The organism is Streptomyces sp. NPDC001678, assembly GCF_042892945.1.
Lineage (GTDB): Bacteria > Actinomycetota > Actinomycetes > Streptomycetales > Streptomycetaceae > Streptomyces.
On sequence record NZ_JBIAUP010000009.1, the window covers coordinates 281,353 to 298,663 of the forward strand.

The 17,311-nt window shown below is 68.8% G+C and carries 14 protein-coding genes and 3 pseudogenes; 15 read left to right on the plus strand and 2 right to left on the minus strand.

Annotated features, from left to right (window positions below):
• The first annotated feature begins 394 nt into the window (after positions 1-394).
• Positions 395-778, plus strand: a complete 384-nt coding sequence (locus ACFYZR_RS20840) for a hypothetical protein (protein WP_391912387.1) — start codon at positions 395-397, stop codon at positions 776-778.
• On the opposite strand, the pseudogene ACFYZR_RS20845 reads toward ACFYZR_RS20840, so the two are convergent.
• Positions 681-1,619: pseudogene (locus tag ACFYZR_RS20845) on the minus strand (histidine kinase); the annotation flags it as partial. The gene ACFYZR_RS20840 and the pseudogene ACFYZR_RS20845 overlap by 98 nt on opposite strands.
• Here ACFYZR_RS20845 and ACFYZR_RS20850 point away from each other — a divergent pair.
• Positions 1,620-2,314 (plus strand): annotated as a pseudogene (locus tag ACFYZR_RS20850) (ATP-binding cassette domain-containing protein).
• A complete protein-coding gene (locus ACFYZR_RS20855; RefSeq protein ID WP_391912313.1) occupies positions 2,311-3,144 on the plus strand; it encodes an ABC transporter permease in 834 nt (277 codons plus the stop codon). The pseudogene ACFYZR_RS20850 and the gene ACFYZR_RS20855 overlap by 4 nt, the downstream one beginning before the upstream one ends.
• A gap of 69 nt (positions 3,145-3,213) precedes the next feature.
• Here the strand turns inward: ACFYZR_RS20855 and ACFYZR_RS20860 are convergent, their stop codons facing one another.
• A complete protein-coding gene (locus tag ACFYZR_RS20860; protein ID WP_391912315.1) occupies positions 3,214-3,792 on the minus strand; it encodes a winged helix-turn-helix transcriptional regulator in 579 nt (192 codons plus the stop codon).
• A gap of 99 nt (positions 3,793-3,891) precedes the next feature.
• Here ACFYZR_RS20860 and ACFYZR_RS20865 point away from each other — a divergent pair, with 99 nt between their 5' ends.
• The 12 genes and pseudogenes from ACFYZR_RS20865 (at position 3,892) to ACFYZR_RS20920 (ending at position 17,290) form a co-directional block, all read left to right on the plus strand.
• A complete protein-coding gene (locus ACFYZR_RS20865; RefSeq protein ID WP_391912317.1) occupies positions 3,892-4,677 on the plus strand; it encodes an SDR family oxidoreductase in 786 nt (261 codons plus the stop codon).
• A 25-nt stretch (positions 4,678-4,702) separates the two neighbouring features.
• Positions 4,703-5,062: a nuclear transport factor 2 family protein gene (locus ACFYZR_RS20870; RefSeq protein ID WP_391912319.1), complete on the plus strand. Its 360-nt coding sequence runs from the start codon at positions 4,703-4,705 to the stop codon at positions 5,060-5,062.
• A gap of 96 nt (positions 5,063-5,158) precedes the next feature.
• Positions 5,159-5,578, plus strand: coding sequence for a hypothetical protein (locus ACFYZR_RS20875; protein WP_391912321.1), 420 nt, complete (start codon positions 5,159-5,161; stop codon positions 5,576-5,578).
• 14 nt (positions 5,579-5,592) lie between these two features.
• A pseudogene (locus ACFYZR_RS20880) lies at positions 5,593-5,934 on the plus strand (macro domain-containing protein); the annotation flags it as partial.
• 497 nt (positions 5,935-6,431) lie between these two features.
• A complete protein-coding gene (locus tag ACFYZR_RS20885; protein WP_391912323.1) occupies positions 6,432-6,713 on the plus strand; it encodes a hypothetical protein in 282 nt (93 codons plus the stop codon).
• On the plus strand, positions 6,710-8,437 hold the full coding sequence (locus tag ACFYZR_RS20890) for a sigma-70 family RNA polymerase sigma factor (protein ID WP_391912325.1): 1,728 nt from the start codon (positions 6,710-6,712) through the stop codon (positions 8,435-8,437). Before ACFYZR_RS20885 ends, ACFYZR_RS20890 begins: the two co-directional genes overlap by 4 nt.
• 345 nt (positions 8,438-8,782) lie before the next feature.
• Positions 8,783-9,181: a hypothetical protein gene (locus ACFYZR_RS20895; RefSeq protein ID WP_391912327.1), complete on the plus strand. Its 399-nt coding sequence runs from the start codon at positions 8,783-8,785 to the stop codon at positions 9,179-9,181.
• On the plus strand, positions 9,147-13,472 hold the full coding sequence (locus tag ACFYZR_RS20900) for a DNA-binding protein (RefSeq protein WP_391912329.1): 4,326 nt from the start codon (positions 9,147-9,149) through the stop codon (positions 13,470-13,472). The genes ACFYZR_RS20895 and ACFYZR_RS20900 overlap by 35 nt, the downstream gene beginning before the upstream one ends.
• Positions 13,473-13,911: 439 nt before the next feature.
• On the plus strand, positions 13,912-14,163 hold the full coding sequence (locus ACFYZR_RS20905) for a hypothetical protein (protein WP_391912331.1): 252 nt from the start codon (positions 13,912-13,914) through the stop codon (positions 14,161-14,163).
• Positions 14,160-15,149 (plus strand): RimK family alpha-L-glutamate ligase, encoded by a 990-nt coding sequence (locus ACFYZR_RS20910; RefSeq protein ID WP_391912333.1) that lies wholly within the window; start codon positions 14,160-14,162, stop codon positions 15,147-15,149. Before ACFYZR_RS20905 ends, ACFYZR_RS20910 begins: the two co-directional genes overlap by 4 nt.
• 394 nt (positions 15,150-15,543) lie before the next feature.
• Positions 15,544-16,215 carry a hypothetical protein gene (locus ACFYZR_RS20915; protein WP_391912335.1) on the plus strand — a complete coding sequence of 224 codons (672 nt, stop codon included), beginning with the start codon at positions 15,544-15,546 and terminating at the stop codon, positions 16,213-16,215.
• On the plus strand, positions 16,205-17,290 hold the full coding sequence (locus ACFYZR_RS20920) for a radical SAM protein (RefSeq protein WP_391912337.1): 1,086 nt from the start codon (positions 16,205-16,207) through the stop codon (positions 17,288-17,290). The genes ACFYZR_RS20915 and ACFYZR_RS20920 overlap by 11 nt, the downstream gene beginning before the upstream one ends.
• The last annotated feature ends 21 nt before the right edge of the window (positions 17,291-17,311 follow it).

Genomic DNA, 17,311 nt, shown 5'->3' on the forward strand with positions numbered 1-17,311 from the left:
CCTTGCGGGAGATCACCGGCAGGATCCGGCGGCGACGCAGTTCACGCCGGCGTGGGGGCGGCTGTGGAGCTGGTGTGGCGGGCCTGGGATATGGCGCGTCCGAGGCGGCCCGTCCGGTGCCCGCCGTTGTTCGTCGGCGCTCGTGTCCCCTCGGGCCGGTGCAGGGGCCGGGCGCGCTGGGAGTTGAGGGCGGGGTTTCATGGTGTCCGGCGTCCGATGGATTACTGGTAGGTAATGATCGCGGATGATGATTGCCGGTATGAATGGCTCTTTCGGCGCGTCAGCCGTCGAGGGCGCGAGGCGGCTACGGTTGTGTGTTCTCGGTCCTGTGCGCGCCTGGAGTGGGGAGAGGGAACTGGATCTCGGGCCACCTCAGCAGTGGGCGATGCTGGCGATGCACGCGCGCCGGACCGTCTCCATCGACGTGCTCCTCGGCGCCCTGTGGGAGGATCCTCCGGCCCGCGCTGTGACGGTGCTGCGCACGTATGCCTCGCGGCTGCGGCGCGTCCTGGAGACCGACCGGGCGCGCCCGAGGGTCTTGCCCATGGCGGACAACGGCTATGTCCTGCAGCTGCCTGAGGGATGCCTGGATGTCGAGGTGCTGGAGGAACGGACCGTGGCGGCCGGCCGGGCCCGGGCCGAGGGCGACATGGCCGGGGCGGCCGGGCTGCTGCGCGCAGTGCCACCAGCGTGCGCCGCAGCCCTGACAAGGTCTCTCTGCTGGTGGCTTCGATGGCTCGCAGCGCCTCCTGGGCCTGCGCGGGCTGTGTCCCGATGACCCGGCTCCCCACCCCGGCCTGGATGGCGATGATGCCGATGCTGTGCGCGACCATGTCGTGCAACTCCCGTGCGATCCACAGCCGTTCGGTAACGACGGCCTCGGCCACCTCGTGCGCGCGCAGCTCCACCGCGTGCTCGCGTCGCTCGCGGCTCAGCAGACCCATCGTGCAGGACGCGGCCATCGCCAGGAGGGCGATCAGGAGGTTGAGGATCAGGCTGTCGCCGTGCGCGAAGCCGCCGACGAGCAGGACCTGGACGACGAGGGAGATGACCGCGGCGACGGTCGAAGCCCGCCGCGCGCGGGTGGCGACGAGGAAGCCCAGGACGAGGTCCACCGCCAGATACGACAGGAACTGGCCCTGGTAGGAAGCCGACAGATCCACACCGGCGGAGCTCGGGGGGCCCACCACCACGGCCGTGGACCCCAAGAGCGTCAGGGTCAGGGCCAGCACCGGGCTGCGTCGCAGGACCCCGACGAGGAGGCTCGCCGCCAGCAGTGCCCCGATGCCGTGGACCGTGCCCGAAGCCCGCGGCGCGCCTCCTACGAGCAGACCCACCGCGAGGACGTAAAGCACCCCCCCCGCCCATGCCATGACCTTCGTTCTCGTCATCGGCGGCGCGCCCTCTGGAGGCGGAGTGCCCGCGCAGGAGGAAGGTCGTGCCCTGCGACACGCGCGGGCAACGGGGTGGTCGGTATGTCGATCATCCCGCGAGGTTATCCAGCCGCTGGCCTCCGCGGCATCGGCCCGTGGGCTTACGCCCACGGGCGAAGGCGGCGGGGGGTGATTGCCGCCCACGGTCCCATGACCGGACGGAGCCATCCCGGCAGGGTTGTCCATGTGATCGAAGTCAACGAACTCACCAAGCGCTACGGCGCCAAGACCGCCGTCGACCAGCTGTCCTTCACCGTGCGGCCAGGCCAGGTCACGGGCTTCCTCGGCCCCAACGGAGCCGGCAAGTCCACCACCCTGCGGATGATCCTCGGCCTGGAAGCCCCCACCGGCGGCACCGCCACCGTCAGCGGAGCCCCCTTCCGCGGCCACGCCCGGGGACTGCGGCACGTCGGCGCCCTCCTGGACGCGGGCCAGGTGCACGGCGGACGCACCGGATGCGCCGCCTCTTCCAGCGCCTCGCGGCCGAGGGCCGCACGGTCTTCCTCTCCAGCCACCTCATGTCGGAGATGGAGAACACCGCCGACCAGCTCATCGTCATCGGCCGGGGCCGGCTCATCGCCGCCGAGTCGGTACGGGACTTCGCGGCCCGCAGCGCCGGCCTTGGAGTGGTGGTGGGCACGCGGCAGGCCGCCGAGCTGACGGGGGTGCTGACCGCCGCCGGCGCGTCGGTCGAGCCGGAGGGATCGGCGGGCGCCGAGAAGCTCGTCGTGACCGGACTGGCGACGGACCGGATCGCCGCGCTCGCCTTCGCGAACGGGATCTTGTTGAACGAGTTGACCTCCCGAACCGCCTCGCTGGAGGCGGCCTTCACGGAACTCACCGCCGACAGCGTCGAATACCAGGCAGGACAGCCGCGATGACCACACGGACATCCGCCCCCGCGACCACGTCGGCCGCGTTTCTCACCGAGCCGCCCGCCCGGTTCCGCGACCTGATCGCCTCCGAGTGGATCAAGACGCGGTCCCTGCGCTCCACCCCGTGGGCCCTCGCCTTCATCACCCTGTTCGTCATCGGGTCCGGCGCCGTGGCCGCACTGGCGGACAAAGCCGCAGGCTCCGAACCCGGCGCGTTCCTGGTCTACGACGCCTACCCGTCGACCGGTTACCTGACGCTGATACTCGTCGCCGGCAGCATGGGCGCCCTCACCGTCGTGAGCGAGTACAGCAGCGGGCTGATCCGCACCACCACCGTGGCCGTCCCCTCCCGTGGTGCGGTGGTACTGGCCAAGGCGGTCGTCACCGCCGTGCTGTGGACCGCAGTCGGCACGGCCGCCTCCATCGGATCCTTCCTGGTCTCCCAGGCCATCCTGGACGGGCACGGCGCCGACGTTCCGATCACCCACGCCGACGTGGTCCGTCCGCTGGTGGCATCCGCGCTGCTGGCCCCGGTGTGTGCCCTGGTCGGCCTGGGCTTTGGCGTTCTGCTCCGGCATGCCGTCGGGACCATGCTCACCAGCGTCTTCACCCTGCTGATGCTGCCCACCATGTTCTCGGCGAGCAACCGCTGGTCGGCGGACATCAAGCACACGATGGTCTCGGCCGCCTGGACCCGCCTGGTCCAGACCTGGGAGCCGGATCCCGGATCCCTGGGCTACACCGCCACGCTCCCCGGCTCCTGGATCGCGTACGCCCTCTGGCCGCTGGTCGCGGTCGCTCTCGCGGTGGTCGTCGTACGGCACCGCGACGTGTGAACGTGTCTCCGAACCTGCGCGAGCACTGGGCGCCCGCGTCGTCGGCGACAAGCCGTTCCGCGAGGCTGGTCAGGCGCAGCCCGTGCTCGCGGCCCTGCTCAAGGCTGTACGAGAAGCTTCCGGGCCTGCTTTCGCCTCTTCCGCGGGAATGGCCGGCCGTGCCGCGTAGCGGCTGCGCATCGCGTCGCTTGCTGCGGGGCCCGCGGTGAAGACGTAGGCGGCGCTGTCGTCGAGTCGGCGGCCGGTTTTGGCGTCGACGACCACGGGCTCGACTTCCTCGCCGCTGTGCGCGTCGACGAGGATCATGCTGCGTTCCGTCGGCGTGAGGCGGGAGTTGCCCCACGCGGCCAGGGCGACGATCACCGGGCGCAGGGAGCGCCCGAGTTCGGTCAGGACGTACTCGTGCCTGACGGGGCTGGTCTGGTACGGCCGGCGCTCCAGCAGACCGTCCGCGACCAGGGTCTTCAGCCGGGTGGTGAGCATGCTGGAGGAGATGCCCAGGCTCTCCTGGAACTGGTCGAAGCGGGTGTAGCCGTCGAAGGCGTCGTGGAGGATCAGCAGTGTCCACCACTCGCCGACGTGTTCCACCGTCGTGGACAGCGGGCACTCCCGGTCCTCCAGCCTGATCCGGCTTGCCACGGCGACCATCCCCTCAGTTACTGCTAGAGTCGAAGTTAGTGGCTTCTACTTTAGCAGTTGAGACGGGAGCGGCGCCTCGTATCTCCGCGCCCGGGAGCGGAGCACACCGTGACCACATCCATCAGCGAATCCCTCGAAGGCCGACGCGCTCTGGTCACAGGCGGCACCAAGGGCACCGGAGCCGCCATCGCCCGACGCCTGGCCCAGGCCGGTGCGACCGTGCTGGTCACCGCCCGCAGCCGCCCCGACGACGTCGAGGAGAAGACCTTCATCGCCGCCGACCTGTCCACCGCCGGAGGCGCCGCCCACGTCGCCTCCGAGGTGGACGCCCGCGTGGGAGGCGTCGACATCCTGGTCAACACCCTCGGCGGCTCCGAGGCACCGGCAGGAGGATTCGCCGCGCTCGGCGAGGACGACTGGGCAAAGGAGCTGAACACGAACCTGCTGGCCGCCGTCCGCCTGGACCGCGCACTCCTACCGCACATGCTCGCCAAAGGCAGGGGCGCGATCGTGCACGTCACCTCGATCCAGCGCCGCATGCCGCTGTGGAACGGCACCCTGGCCTACGCCGCTGCCAAAGCCGCCCTCACGACCTACAGCAAAGGACTGGCCAACGAGGTCGCCCCCCACGGTGTCCGCGTCAACACCGCCTCACCCGGCTTCGTCCAGACCTCGGCCGCCGACAACCTCGTCGCCCGGATCGCCCACGACGCCGGTATCACCCAGGAAGCGGCGCTGGGCCGGCTCATGGACTCCCTCGGAGGCATCCCGCTCGGCCGTCCCAACCAGCCCGAGGAAGTTGCCGAGCTCGTCGCCTTCCTCGTTTCCGACCGCGCCTCGGCCATCGTCGGCGCCGAACACGTCATCGACGGCGCCACCACCCCCACCGTCTGAACCCGCCACCACCATCAGGAGCGTCATGCACGACAACCAGCCCCGAACCATCACCCCGGACGACCTGCCCAAGGTGATCACCCGCTACCTCACAGCGCACCGCGCCCACGACACCTCCACCGCGGTCACGACGTTCACCGACGACGCCATAGTGATCGACGACGGCAACACCTACCAGGGCAGAGCCGCGATCGAGCAGTGGCTGGACCGATCCGCCACCGAATTCACCTACACCATCCATCTCACGAACGCTCAGGAGACCGACACGGCCCACTACACCGCCACACACCACCTCGAAGGCGACTTCCCCGGCGGCACCATTGATCTCCGCTATCGGTTCACGCTGCGCGACGACCTCATCGAACACCTCGCCATCGAGCCCTGAGCCCGCCTCCACACCACCTGTTCCCGCCCACGAGAGAGACCCCACCCACCCCGGACCGCCTTCCATCACCTGACCACCTTCCATCACCTGACCGGCGTGGCCACCGAACGGGAGGCACTCACCAGAGCGCCGAACGCCAAACCGGTGACTCGATGGATGGACGTGAAGGATCACGCGAGTGACTGCCGGGCGGCTTCCTGTAAGTGCCCGGTCCTCACCTACGCCAAGTGGTGGGACTCGGCGTTCCCAGTAGAGCGCCGAGAGAAGCTGATCACCCGGGGTGTCAGGGGGTTCGTCGGCAAGCGGGGCGTGCGGTTCGAGTACGGGAAGGGCTTTCCCGCCCCGGTCCGCTTGGCCGAGCTGCGCTTCGACGGCTCTCACTCACGCCCGGGCCCCGGCACCGTCTCGGTGGTCGTGGACCCGGCAACGCACACCGCCGAGCTCATGCTCGACGGCGAGCAGGTGACCGCGCTCCCTCTCCCCTCAGGGGCTCGGGCGCTGACGCTCGCTGCGTGAGTGGTGGGTCAACGCTCAACACCGTGGGCCCGGTGTTCCAGGTTTTCGGCGGTGGTGACGAATCTCTGCTCGCGTCCTGCTATCGGGAGTCCCTGCGGGTCGCGGACGAGCTGGGCGCGAGGACGGTGGCGTTCCCGGCGATCTCCACGGGTGTCTACCGCTGGCCGATGGAGGACGCGGCGCGCATCGCGGTGGAGACGGTGCGGGAGACGGAGACGTCGGTGGAGGAGGTCCGCTTCGTCCTCTTCGGCGAGTGGGCGTACGAGGCCTTCGCCCGCCAGGACTTGGTGCCTCAGGCGTCGTGCCCCATCGGATGGAGACCTGTCTGGCTGCGGCGAGTGTGGCAGCCAGGGTGAGAATCGCCGCGAGGTTGATGGCCGTGCGAGCCGGAACTACGGATGCGTGGCCTGGCCACGGCAGGTCAGGTGGCCGGCTGTGCCGGAGAGCAGTTCAACGATAAGAGCGATCAGGCTGCAACCGACCAGGATCATGCCTGTCCGAACAGACGCGGTGGTACGTCGGGGCGCTCGTCGCAGCGCGCGACGTTCGTCGTGAAGCCTTCCTTCGGTGGGGAGGCGGCCGCTGCCGGAAGGTGCTTAGACCACCTACGGTGCTGATCTTGCTGTTGGCGGTGGCCTGGTGACTCCCGGCGGATCGGGTCGGCCGGTGACCTTACGGTTTCTGTATGAGGTGCGCCGATGGTCCGGTACCGGGCCGTCACCTCTCCGGCGATTGATCATTTGAGCGCCGAGGACGATCCATGCGTATCTTTCCTGCTTTCTCGCGGAAAACGCGATGATTCCGACCTGTTGATCACCCCTTCTCTCACGACACCGATTGGAGAGAAGGAACGATGGACAAACGGCTCATGACAAACAGTCTGATCCGCACCATCGCGCTCGGAACCATCACCGTCGTGACCGATTGGGCCATGCCTGAGGGAGTCGTGCGAGATCTCGCCGCGCTGGGCGCCGGCGTGCTCGTCAAAGACTTCCTGCTCCGGCTGGGCCGCCAGGACCTTCGCGTGATGGCCGGGCTCGTGCACGACTGCCACCGCCGGTCCACCAGCGTGCCGCTCGTTGCGGCACGTTTTAACGGGACGTCCGCACCATGCGTCGACGAGGTGACGCCGTGACCACAGCCCAGCACCCCGACAGGATCAGGGACTACGACGACAAGGACCTGGTCGCCCGCCTGCGCACCGCGACGGGCCCCGAAGAGCGCGACGCCGTGATCAGCGAGATCCTCCGGCGCTACGAGGCCCAGCTGGGGCAGTACTGCCGACGGCACTTCTCGGACCGGCGAGATGGCGAGGATGCGGCAGCGGTGACACGGGCGTCAATATGGCAGCTGCTGCGCGACGGCAAGGCAGTCCCACAGCACCTCAGGAGCTGGGTCTTCAGCGTCGCCCGGAAGCGCTGTCTCGACCATGGCCGCGCGATCGGCAAGCAGCGGGCCCGGAACGTGTACCGGCTCGACGCCGAGTCGCTGGTGTGGCAGGACTCCAGCCGGCTGAGCCTGGAGGAGGCGGCGCTGAACCGCCTGTGCACGAGTGAGGGCCTCATCTTCGCCAAGGCTGTCCTGCGGGCCATGCCGGAGGACCAGCAGCGGCTGTATCAGCTGCATTACGTACGCCGTCTCAGCGGGGCCCGGCTGGGCGCGGAGCTGGGCTGTAGCCCCGTCCAGGCCGACAGCCGTGCCCAGCGGCACCGTAAAGCCCTGAGGGCGGCGCTGGAGGTCAACCTGCTGGCCCGGGACCCCGACAGCCGAAAACCCTGGAACCAGCTGAGCAAGCCGCCACAGGACGCCCCCGCGCCCCCGTCGGGGAACCGCTGTGGCACGCTCACGTCGATACTGAAGGAGGTCATGGGCGAACACCCGGAGATCCGGGAGATTCTTGACGATCCCAAGAGCACGGCAGCCCTGCCTCACGAGGCCTGCGGGCCCCTGAAGTCCCACATCAAGGACTGTGAGACGTGTAAGGCCAACATCAGCCGTCTCGTGGCACGCTTGCTGCCCACCTTCGTTGCCCTCCTCGGCATCGAGGCTCTGACCGGCGGCGAGCAGCAGGGAATGCAGCCGGTCGCCTCGGTCTCCTCGATCGACCCGCCGACGCCCGGCCACCCGGCGGTGAAACCGCCGGCGCATGGCTGGGGACGACGGCCCACCGCCGGCCGCAACCTCGTCGTATCGGCCCTGGCCGCCCTGGCCCTGTGGGGTGGGCTGTCCACCGGCGCCCTGACACCCGGCACGGACGTCGACCACCTGGCCCTCCTGCCACCGTCGCTGAGCGCCCCGCGCGACCAGGCGCCCGAGGAAGGAGGAAGGCCGGCGACGGGTGAGGGGAAGGAACCAGCACCGGCCGGGCCGCCCGCCGACCGTCCGGCGGCCGCGGGGAAGCCGTCACCCGAGAAACATTCCCCCACGCCGCCCCGCCCGCAGCCCGCAGCCGACTCCCCGGAGACACCCCCCACGAAGGCTCCCACGAAAGCCCCCGCCGAAGAGGACAAGGCAGAGGAACCGGCACCGCAGGCGCCCACCACACCGCCCACAACATCGGCCGGGAAGCAACCGCAACACGGGACAGCACCCACCCACCTGCCCACCCTGCCACCGGACAACGCACCGCACCCGCCGGCCAAACCGTACGAGCCCCTGCCACAGCCAAAGCCGCAGGCGCAGCCGCAGCACGTGACGGGCCACGTGAAGCAGGAGCCGCCGCCCAGGCCTTCCGCCGCAAAGGAGCCCGCCACACCGCCCACCGCCCCGTCCACCCACCAGGGCGGCCCGCACTCGGACATCGCCAGCCGGGACCCGAGCGTGCTGACCCGGAACAACGGCGTCCACGAACCGGGCTGACCCGGCCTCGCCACGCTTGCGCTCCGGAGAGACCGGTATTGTCCGGCGCCACGGACACTGACCCTCGGGCTCAGAACCTGCCGGATCGCTTGGGGCAGAAGCTCTCGAGTACACCTTCGCGGTGGACGTCGAGTGTGGCGCAGTGGCGTCGATGTGCATGGGGTGCTCGTTCTCGAACGGCACCCCGTGCACGCGGTGCACCGGCAAGGGCTGCCAGAGCCGGCGGGTCCCAGCCGCGTTCGCGTGGGGAGGGGAAGCGCTGAGGGTGCGGACTGGTGTGGGCCCCTTTCGGCCGGTCCACGCCGGCGCTACCGTGGGCATATGGGGGAATCGGGGAGTGTTCGGGTGGTACTGGTGGATTCGGATGCGCCGGAGGATTTCCCCGAGGAACTGGGTTCGCTCTTCATCTGGCTCACCGCCGAGGATGAACTGCGGGGCCGGGTACGCCCGGTGTACCAGGCCCCGCCGAAGGGCACCCTCGGTGGCCCCTCGGCCGGAGAGTTGATCGTCAGCCTCGGTCGGGACGGGGCGGTGGTGTTGGCCACAGCCCTGGTCACCTGGGTCCGCTATCGCACACACAACCTGCGGCTGAGAGTGACCGACAAGCACGGACGCGAGATCGAGGTGTCGGCGAAGCGCGTGCGCGGCGCCGACGCGGCGGAGGTGCGGCACCTGATCGACCGGCTCTCGGTACTGGGCGGCGAGGACGATGACACGGACACCGGAGGACCTTCCGCACCCTGAACCGGGGCTGGGGCTGGCCACCCCCGGCGCTCGCGCGCTGCTGTTCGGTACCGGCAGCCACCGGGCCGGCTCCGGGCTGCCCGATGTACCCGCGGTCCGGGGCACCTTGACGGATCTGGGACAGGTGCTGGTGGAGCGGTGCGGCCTGGCCGAGGAGGGGTTGCGGATCATCTGCGACCCCGCCCATCCGACCGAGCTGGGCCTGGCGCTGGCCCAGGTCTCGGACGAGGCCGAGGGCGTGCTGTTCATCCACTTTGTGGGGCATGGACTGCTCAGCCCCAGCGGGGAGTTGTACCTGGCCACGGCGGCGGCGGACTCCCGGCCCAACCGGCTGGCCCATACCTGCCTGGCGTACTCGGCGGTCCGCGACTGCCTTCTGTCCAGCCCGGCCCGGGCGTTGGTGGTGGTCCTGGACTGCTGCTACTCGGGCCGGGCCGTGAGCACCCTGGCCCAGAGCGCGGGCGATCCCACCGGTCTGGTGGAGGTACACGGCGGCTATGTGCTGACCGCGGCGGCGCGCAGCCGGCTTGCGCTGGCCCCGGACGGCGAACCCCACACCGCGTTCACCGGGGAGCTGATCGGCTTCCTGCGGCACGGGGACCCCTCCGGGCCCGCCCGGCTGGCCCTCGATGACGCCTATCGGTTCCTTTACCGCGCTCTGCCCGCCCGGGGGTGCCCCCGCCCCAGCCGGCAGACCAGCGAGTGGGCGCAGTCCCTGGTGCTGGCGCCCAACCCGGCCTACCGGGCGCCGGAACCGGACGATGCCACACTCGCCGGGCCGGGCCCGGCGGTGTGCCCTTATCCGGGCCTGGCCTCCTTCGGTCCCGGGAGCAGCCAGTGGTTCTTCGGCAGGCGACGGCTGACCGAGGTGCTGTGCGAGCGGCTGGCCGGGCAACTGGACCATCCCCGGCCGCTGTTCGTGATCGGCCCCTCCGGGTCGGGGAAGTCATCCCTGCTGCGGGCCGGACTGCTGCCCGCGCTGGCGGCGGGCGGGGTACGGGTGCCGGGCGCGCGGGCCTGGCCGTACCTGGCGTTCACCCCTACCGGACGGCCGCTGGACGAGCTGACGGCCCGTATCGGGGCGCTGATGCCACCGGGCGTCCGGCCGACCCCGGCCGCGGTACGGGCGGACCCGGCGGTGGTGCCACGCGCCGTCCGAGCCGCCCTGCGGGCCCGTAACGGCGGTGACGTGTCGGAGAGCCGGCTGGTTCTGGTGGTCGATCAGTTCGAGGAGACCTTCACTCTGTGCGCCGGGGAGAGCGAACGCGCCTCCTTCGTCGCGGCCTTGTGCGCGGCGGCCTGCGGGGAGGACGGGCAGCGGCCGCCGGCACTGGTGGTGCTCGGGGTGCGGGCCGACTTCTACGGGCACTGCGCCCATTACCCGGAGCTGCGGCCCGCCCTGGAGGGCGGGCAGGTGGTGGTCGGCCCGCTGGACAGGGAAGAACTCCAGGAGGCGATCGAGGGCCCGGCCCACGCCACCGGTCTAGCGCTGCAGCCAGGACTGGCCGAGGTGATCACCAGCGATCTGGCCGGGGCATCAGCAGGGCTGCCACTGCTGGCCCACGCCCTGCGGGCCACCTGGGAGCGACGATCGGACCGCACCCTCACCCTGGACGGCTATCTGACAGCGGGAGGCATCATCCGCGCGGTGGCGGTCACCGCCGAGAACACATACGACGCGCTGAACGATCCGGGGAAGGAAGCCGCCCGGCTGCTGCTGACCCGGATGGTACAGGTGGGCGAGACCGCCGACACCAGCCGGCCGATCGACCACGAAGCCACGGTGGCCGAACTGCCCGACCCCGCCCGCGCGGCCGAAGCGCTTCAGGCGCTGGCTGCCGCCCGCCTGGTGACCCTGGGCCGCCAGACCGCCGAGATCGCCCACGAGGAACTGCTCCACGCCTGGCCCCGGTTGCGGAACTGGATCGATGACGACCGGATCGGGCTGCGCACCCACCAGCGGCTGGCCACCGACGCGGAGGGCTGGGAGCAGCACGGCCGCGACGGCTCCCTGCTCTACCGGGGCACCCGACTGGCGACGGCACACGAGTGGGCGGCCGAGGCCGGGAACCGGAAGCGGCTGTCGGCGCGCGAACGCGCCTTCCTGGACGCCGGGGTGGAACGGGAGGCGGATGAACTACGGGCAGAGCGGCGGCGTACCCGGCGGCTGCGTCTGCTGGCCGGAGTGCTGGGCATGGCGCTGCTGGCCCTGGTGGTGGGCTTCATCGTGTTCCAGCAGGAGCAGAAGCTGGCGCTGTCGGAGACGCGCACCGCGCTCTCCCGAGAGCTGGCAGCCAAGGCCGGCTCACTGGCCGCCGCACGCCCGGACGCCCAGATGCTGGTGGCGTTGGAGGCATACCGGCAAGCGCCGACCGTGGAGGCGCGCAGTGCCCTGCTCAGCGAGCAGACGAGCTTGTTCAGCGGGAAGCTGACCGGGCACCGGGGGACGGTGTACGGCGTGGCGTACGCGCCCGACGGCAAGCTGCTGGCCTCGGGCGGGGAGGACGGCACGGTGCGACTGTGGGATCCGGCCACCCGCCGGGCGCTGGCAGTGCTCCCAGGCCATCACAGGGCGGTGAACCGGGTGGCGTTCAGTCCCGACGGGAACCTGCTCGCGTCCGCCGGGGCGGATGGCACAGTACGGCTGTGGAACCCGGCCACCCGCCAGTCGGTGGCGGTGCTCACCGGCTACCAAGGGGCGGTCAACGCAGTGGCGTTCAGCCCCGACGGGAAATTGCTCGCCTCCGCCGGGGCGGACCGGACCGTACGGCTGTTGGAGACCGCCGACGGATACCGCACCGTGGCCACTCTCACGGTGCCGTCGGCCCCCTGGCCCCAGGAGCGGGGACTGCTGGCGGTGGCCTTCTCGCGGGACGGACGGCTGCTGGCCACCGGCGGCGACGACAACACCGTACAGCTGTGGGACGTGGGTACGGACCGGCAGCCCGTCGCGCTCACCGGGCACCAGGGCGCCGTGACCAGCTTGGCCTTCTCAGCGGACAGCAAGCGACTGGCGTCCTGCGGGGAGGACGGGGACGTAAAGATGTGGGACGTCGCGCGGCGCAAGGTACTGGACGACATCTCGGGCAACTCGCAGTTGAAGGACGTCCGGTTCAGTCCGGACGGTGTGCTGCTGGCTGCCGCCAGCAATAACAACGACATCCTTCTGTGGGGTGTGGCCAACAAGGTGGTGGGGCCCGACGTCACCGGGCATCTGGGGCCGGTGATGAGCGTGGACTTCGCGCCGGACGGGCGGACGTTCGCCACCGGCAGCGCGGACGGGACGCTACGGCTGTGGTCCACCGACACCAGCTACCTCACGCTCGTCCTCAACTCTGCCCAGGCGCAGGTGGCGTTGAGTCCCGACGGCCGGACGGTGGCGGCATACGACGGCAATGACAACTCCATCGGACTGTGGGACCTGACCACTCGCCGCCGGACGGGCTCGCTTCCGGGTAACACCATGGGTACCTATGGCATTGAGTTCAGCCCGGACGGGCGTTTGCTTGCCACGGCCGGAGAGGACGGCAACGCCCGGATCTGGGAGGTCACTTCGCACCGGCTGCGCGCCACGCTCTCCTCGGGCGACACCAAGCTCCTCCGGTCGGTCTTCGGCCCGGACGGGCGCACCCTGGCCACCACCAGCTTGGAGAGCAAGCTGCGGCTGTGGGACGTCGCCTCGCACCGGCTGCTGTCCACCACCGGCTTGGGCATCGGCCCCGCCTATGGCCTGGAGTACGCCCCGGACGGCAAGCACTACACCACCTTCGGGGACAGCGGCGTGGTGTCGGTGTGGGACACCGCCTCGCACCGGAAACTGGGCTCGTTCACACCCGGCGGCGGGCCGGTCTTCGAGGCGTCCTTCAGCCCGGACGGAACGCTGATCGCTACCGCCAGCCAGGACGGTACAGTCGTCCTGTGGAAGGCCGCCACCCGGCACCGGATCGCCACGCTGAGCATCCAGGGCGGGTATGTGAACCGGGTCCGGTTCAGCCCGGACGGCCGGAAGCTGGCCGCCTGTACCAACGACGGCACCATCCAGCTCTTCGATGTGGCCGGGCGCACCCTGGTTAGCACCCTGACCGGTCACCAGGGCAGTGCCAACGGGGTGCTCTTCATGCCCGGCGGGGACAGGATGATCTCCGTCGGCGACGACACCATCCGGATCTGGGACCTGAGCCCTGCGCACGCCAAGTCACGGATCTGCCATGCTATTTCCGGCACCGTCACCCGGCAGGAGTGGGGGAGGCTCATGCCTGGCGTGCCCTATGACCCCCACTTCTGCGGCTGACTCAGCTCCGGGGCGGCCGCGATGCCAGCACCGCCGCGGCGCTGGCCTGCGGGCACTCGATCGGATGGCTGCTGCTCGCTAGCGGTGGGGGCGGAAGCTCGGTGATGGCCACTGCCCGCTCGTTGACGAGAGGTGCGACTTGTTCCGTGCCACCACCAGGACTACAGGAGAGCCGTTGTTGCGTCGAGGGAGTAGGGATCGGCGTCGGCAAGATCGATGGCGGCCGGGGTGAGGCCCATGCGCTCCATCGCGGCCGCGGTCTTGTCGAGGCCGCCGCCGCTTGCCCCGGGAAACGCGCAGGTCTGGGGTATAGTTGAAAGATCTACCAGGCGACTGTCGTCCGGATGCGGCCCAGGTACAGCGGTGATTCAGTGGAAGGAGAAGGAATCCAGAAATCGAGGCTCGGGGGCGAAAGAAGCAATTGAGGGAGGCCGTGACCATGAACGGCTTCAAGCTTGGCGATCCCTTGGACCAGAAGCAGGACAGCTTTACCAGCACCGCCCCGCCGGTGGTGTTCAGCACCCAGGCGACCGGATTCGTAGAGCTGAAGACCCCCGAGGAGCTGCGGGCCTGGGAGGAGGCCCTTCGGACCACCACCGGTCTGGAGGTCTCCGCCGAGAGTCTGGCCGGCCACGCCTGTGAGACGGGGTGCGGGCCCCACTGCTGCTCCGACATGTGCGACGCGGCATGATCCTGGCCCTGTCTTTCCACGACGACCTTCACGCCATAGCGGTGCAGCACGCGGTGCGCGCCCGCGGTGAGGAGTTCCACATCCTGGAGTGCGACGCGGTGAGTGGTAAGCCCGGCCTGACCTGGCACTTGTCCGGGATGCCGGACGGCTCCGACGCCTCGGCGGCGGTGCCGACGTCGGAGGGCCGGACGGTGCCCCCCGCGCAGGCGGAGTTGCTGTGGTGGCGGCGCGCGCGGGCCGACCAGCAGCTCACCATGTCCGCCGCCGGCTCGGACGGCGCGGGTCTCGGCGCGCAGCAGGTCAGCCTGGTGAACAACGACTGCCGTGGAGCGCTGGGGGGCATCCTCGCCGCTTCGTTCCACGGCGAGTGGATTTCGCCGCCGGAGGCGACCGACCGGGCTTCGGACAAGGTCTACCAGCTGTGGGTAGCCCGGCAGGCCGGCTTCCGTGTGCCGCGGACGCTGATCACGCAGTCACGTGACGAGGTGGTGGACTTCACCCGCGAGATCGGGCAGGTCATCGTCAAGCCCGTCGTGGGCGCGCGAGGCCCGTCCTTGTACACGCGGTGGATCGAGGACCCACAGGCGCTGCCCGCGGAGTCCTTCGCGGTGTGCCCGGCGACGTACCAGGAGTACGTTCCGGGCCGGCACCACATCAGGCTCAACTGCTTCGGCGAGCGCATGTTCGCGGCGCTCATCGAGACGGAGGAGCTGGACTGGCGCCCCGACCTCAACGTCCCGATCACGCGGTGGCCGGTCCCCCCGGACTTGGCCCGGCTGGTCCGCACGGTGCTCGATCGGCTGGGGCTGCCCATGGGCATCATCGACCTCAAGCTCACACCAGGTGGTGAACCTGTCTGGCTGGAGGTCAACCCCCAGGGGCAGTTCCTCTTCCTGGAACCGCTCACCGGGGAGCCGCTGACCGAGCACTTCGCCGACTATCTGATCACGACGGCCGCGACTGCCAACGGCGAACGCCGCCGCTGAGCGTCCTATGGCCAGGCCGAGGAAGTGTCCGAGTGCGCCGCTGCGCTGGCTCGCGAGCACGTTGCTTGTCGGTTTCGCGGCTGAAGCCGGGCGGTTGCCTGCCACCGTCCACCCTGTCGGGGCGTCCGATCAGGCGACAACGGCTCTGTCTACGTGGCTTGCCTTGCCTGGCGTCTCCAGGGGCAGGCTCGAAGCGCGTATGCCGAACGTTCGGGCCGACTCAACCGCCGCACGGGTCTCCTGAAAACCCGTGACGCTGGCGACACACCGCGCCGTCGCCTATTCCTGCTGGTCAGGCAGGAGAGTGCGCTGTTCGGCCGATCCGTGAACAGCGCATCGTGCATCCTGCTCGTAAGATCAGGTTACGGCGGCCATCGCTTTCCCGGAGGGCATCGTGAGCACTTGCGATCAAGAGCAGTTGATTCTTCGTCGCCCTGACATTATCGATCGCACGGGCGAATTGTTCAGGGAAATGTCGCTGGATGCCGAGCTGCGTGAAAGGTTCGTAAAGAACCCGTCCGAAGTTCTGTGTGCTTACACCGGAGCCACACCGCTGCCTCCTCAGGTGGCGTCCGCTTCCAATCAACTACTGTATGCAGTATTTACGAATCCTGATCTTCTGGAGTGGCTGAGGCGGTACGCGCAAGAGCGTCGGGGTCGGCCGCTTTCCGAGACGGAATTCATGGCGGACTTCGGTCGTGCGGTGATTGAACATGGAGGAGATCACGCCATCCTCGCCCTGCTCAGGGAAGTTCGCGAGATCGGGAGACTTTCGGGACCCGACGGAGAAACTTTCATCACGAGCAGTGCTATTATCGCCAGCGGAGTCATCACAAGGACCGATGTGCGTGTGGAGGGTGAAGCTCACGCCACTCAGTCATTTACGCACTCTTCGGAGTTCAGTACCGGTGGGCCACCGACAGAAGCACGTCACCGCGATGCCGGAATTTATGGTTCGCCATACGTGAGAGTCACGATCGACTCCCTCATCCGCTACGCTGCCGAACTCCGCGAGAGAGGCTCCGTGCTGGATAAAGGCCGGGCAGGAGATACGCATGCCGACTGAAGTGGCCACGGGAATCGCATTGAGCCCCCAGCGACACTTCTACCAGGGGCCGCGTACCCTCTCGATCATGCCTACATTTACATGCCCGGCGGCATGCTCCGACTGTGGCACACTGTCCAGCCCCCGGGAACGGGCCAGGCTCGAAATCCACCACATCATCTCGGCTCTCGACAAGGCAAGAGAACTGGGTTTCCGAAACGTGGTTTTCACTGGGGGTGAAGCGACCCTGCGGTGGAAAGATCTTCTCCTCGGCATCAGACACGCAAGAAGCCTGGATTTCCCGGTACGTTTGGTGACGAATGCTTACTGGGCGCGCAATCTCGAAGCGGCCCGAAAGAAACTCGAAGCGCTCATCGCTGCAGGCCTCTCAGAGATTAACTACAGTACGGGCGATGAGCATGTGAAATTCGTTCCGATTGAACGGGTTGCATGTGCAGTAAGAGCGGCATGTGAACGAGCCTTGCCTGTGCATGTCATGATCGAGCTCAAGAGCGACAACAGTGTGACTCGAGAGAAATTTCTGAACCACCCCATGGTGGCACAGTTGAGCGCGGAGGAGTGCAAACATCTTTCCGTCAAGACCAGCCCGTGGATGCCCATGGACCACAGTGCTACGTATTCCTATCCTCCGGAAAATGCGGTGAATCGGTACAACGTTGGAATGCGTCCTGGCTGTGATAGCGTCCTGCAGACCTACACGATCCAAGCGGATGGAAGGGTTGGCGCTTGCTGCGGCCTGGGCATGAGGACCGTGCCGGAACTCAACGTGGGTCACGTGGGTCGGCAAGGCGCATTGCGTCGCGCCATCACCGACTCCGAAGCAGATTTTCTGAAGCTGTGGATCCATTACGAGGGGCCCGAGCGCATCATCGCCTGGGCGTCGCGCCATAATCCTGATATCAAATGGGAGGATCGCTACGCTCACCACTGTCAATTCTGTCTCCGTCTGTATCACGACGACGATGTTCGCCAGGTTGTCCGGGATCACTGGGAGGAAGTAATTTCTATGGTTCTTCAATCCGCCTGGCTCGACGAAGTGTATGTACCGCAGGCCGTGGCCGGCTTCTTGAAATAGCGGATCCCTGTTGGCGTCCTG

Coding starts and splice junctions, on each gene's coding strand:
- ACFYZR_RS20840 (WP_391912387.1), top strand. CDS start 395: ATGCACGCGCGCCGGACCGTCTCCATCGACGTGCTCCTCGGCGCCCTG.
- ACFYZR_RS20855 (WP_391912313.1), top strand. CDS start 2,311: ATGACCACACGGACATCCGCCCCCGCGACCACGTCGGCCGCGTTTCTC.
- ACFYZR_RS20860 (WP_391912315.1), bottom strand. CDS start 3,792: ATGGTCGCCGTGGCAAGCCGGATCAGGCTGGAGGACCGGGAGTGCCCG.
- ACFYZR_RS20870 (WP_391912319.1), top strand. CDS start 4,703: ATGCACGACAACCAGCCCCGAACCATCACCCCGGACGACCTGCCCAAG.
- ACFYZR_RS20885 (WP_391912323.1), top strand. CDS start 6,432: ATGGACAAACGGCTCATGACAAACAGTCTGATCCGCACCATCGCGCTC.
- ACFYZR_RS20900 (WP_391912329.1), top strand. CDS start 9,147: ATGACACGGACACCGGAGGACCTTCCGCACCCTGAACCGGGGCTGGGG.
- ACFYZR_RS20905 (WP_391912331.1), top strand. CDS start 13,912: ATGAACGGCTTCAAGCTTGGCGATCCCTTGGACCAGAAGCAGGACAGC.
- ACFYZR_RS20910 (WP_391912333.1), top strand. CDS start 14,160: ATGATCCTGGCCCTGTCTTTCCACGACGACCTTCACGCCATAGCGGTG.
- ACFYZR_RS20920 (WP_391912337.1), top strand. CDS start 16,205: ATGCCGACTGAAGTGGCCACGGGAATCGCATTGAGCCCCCAGCGACAC.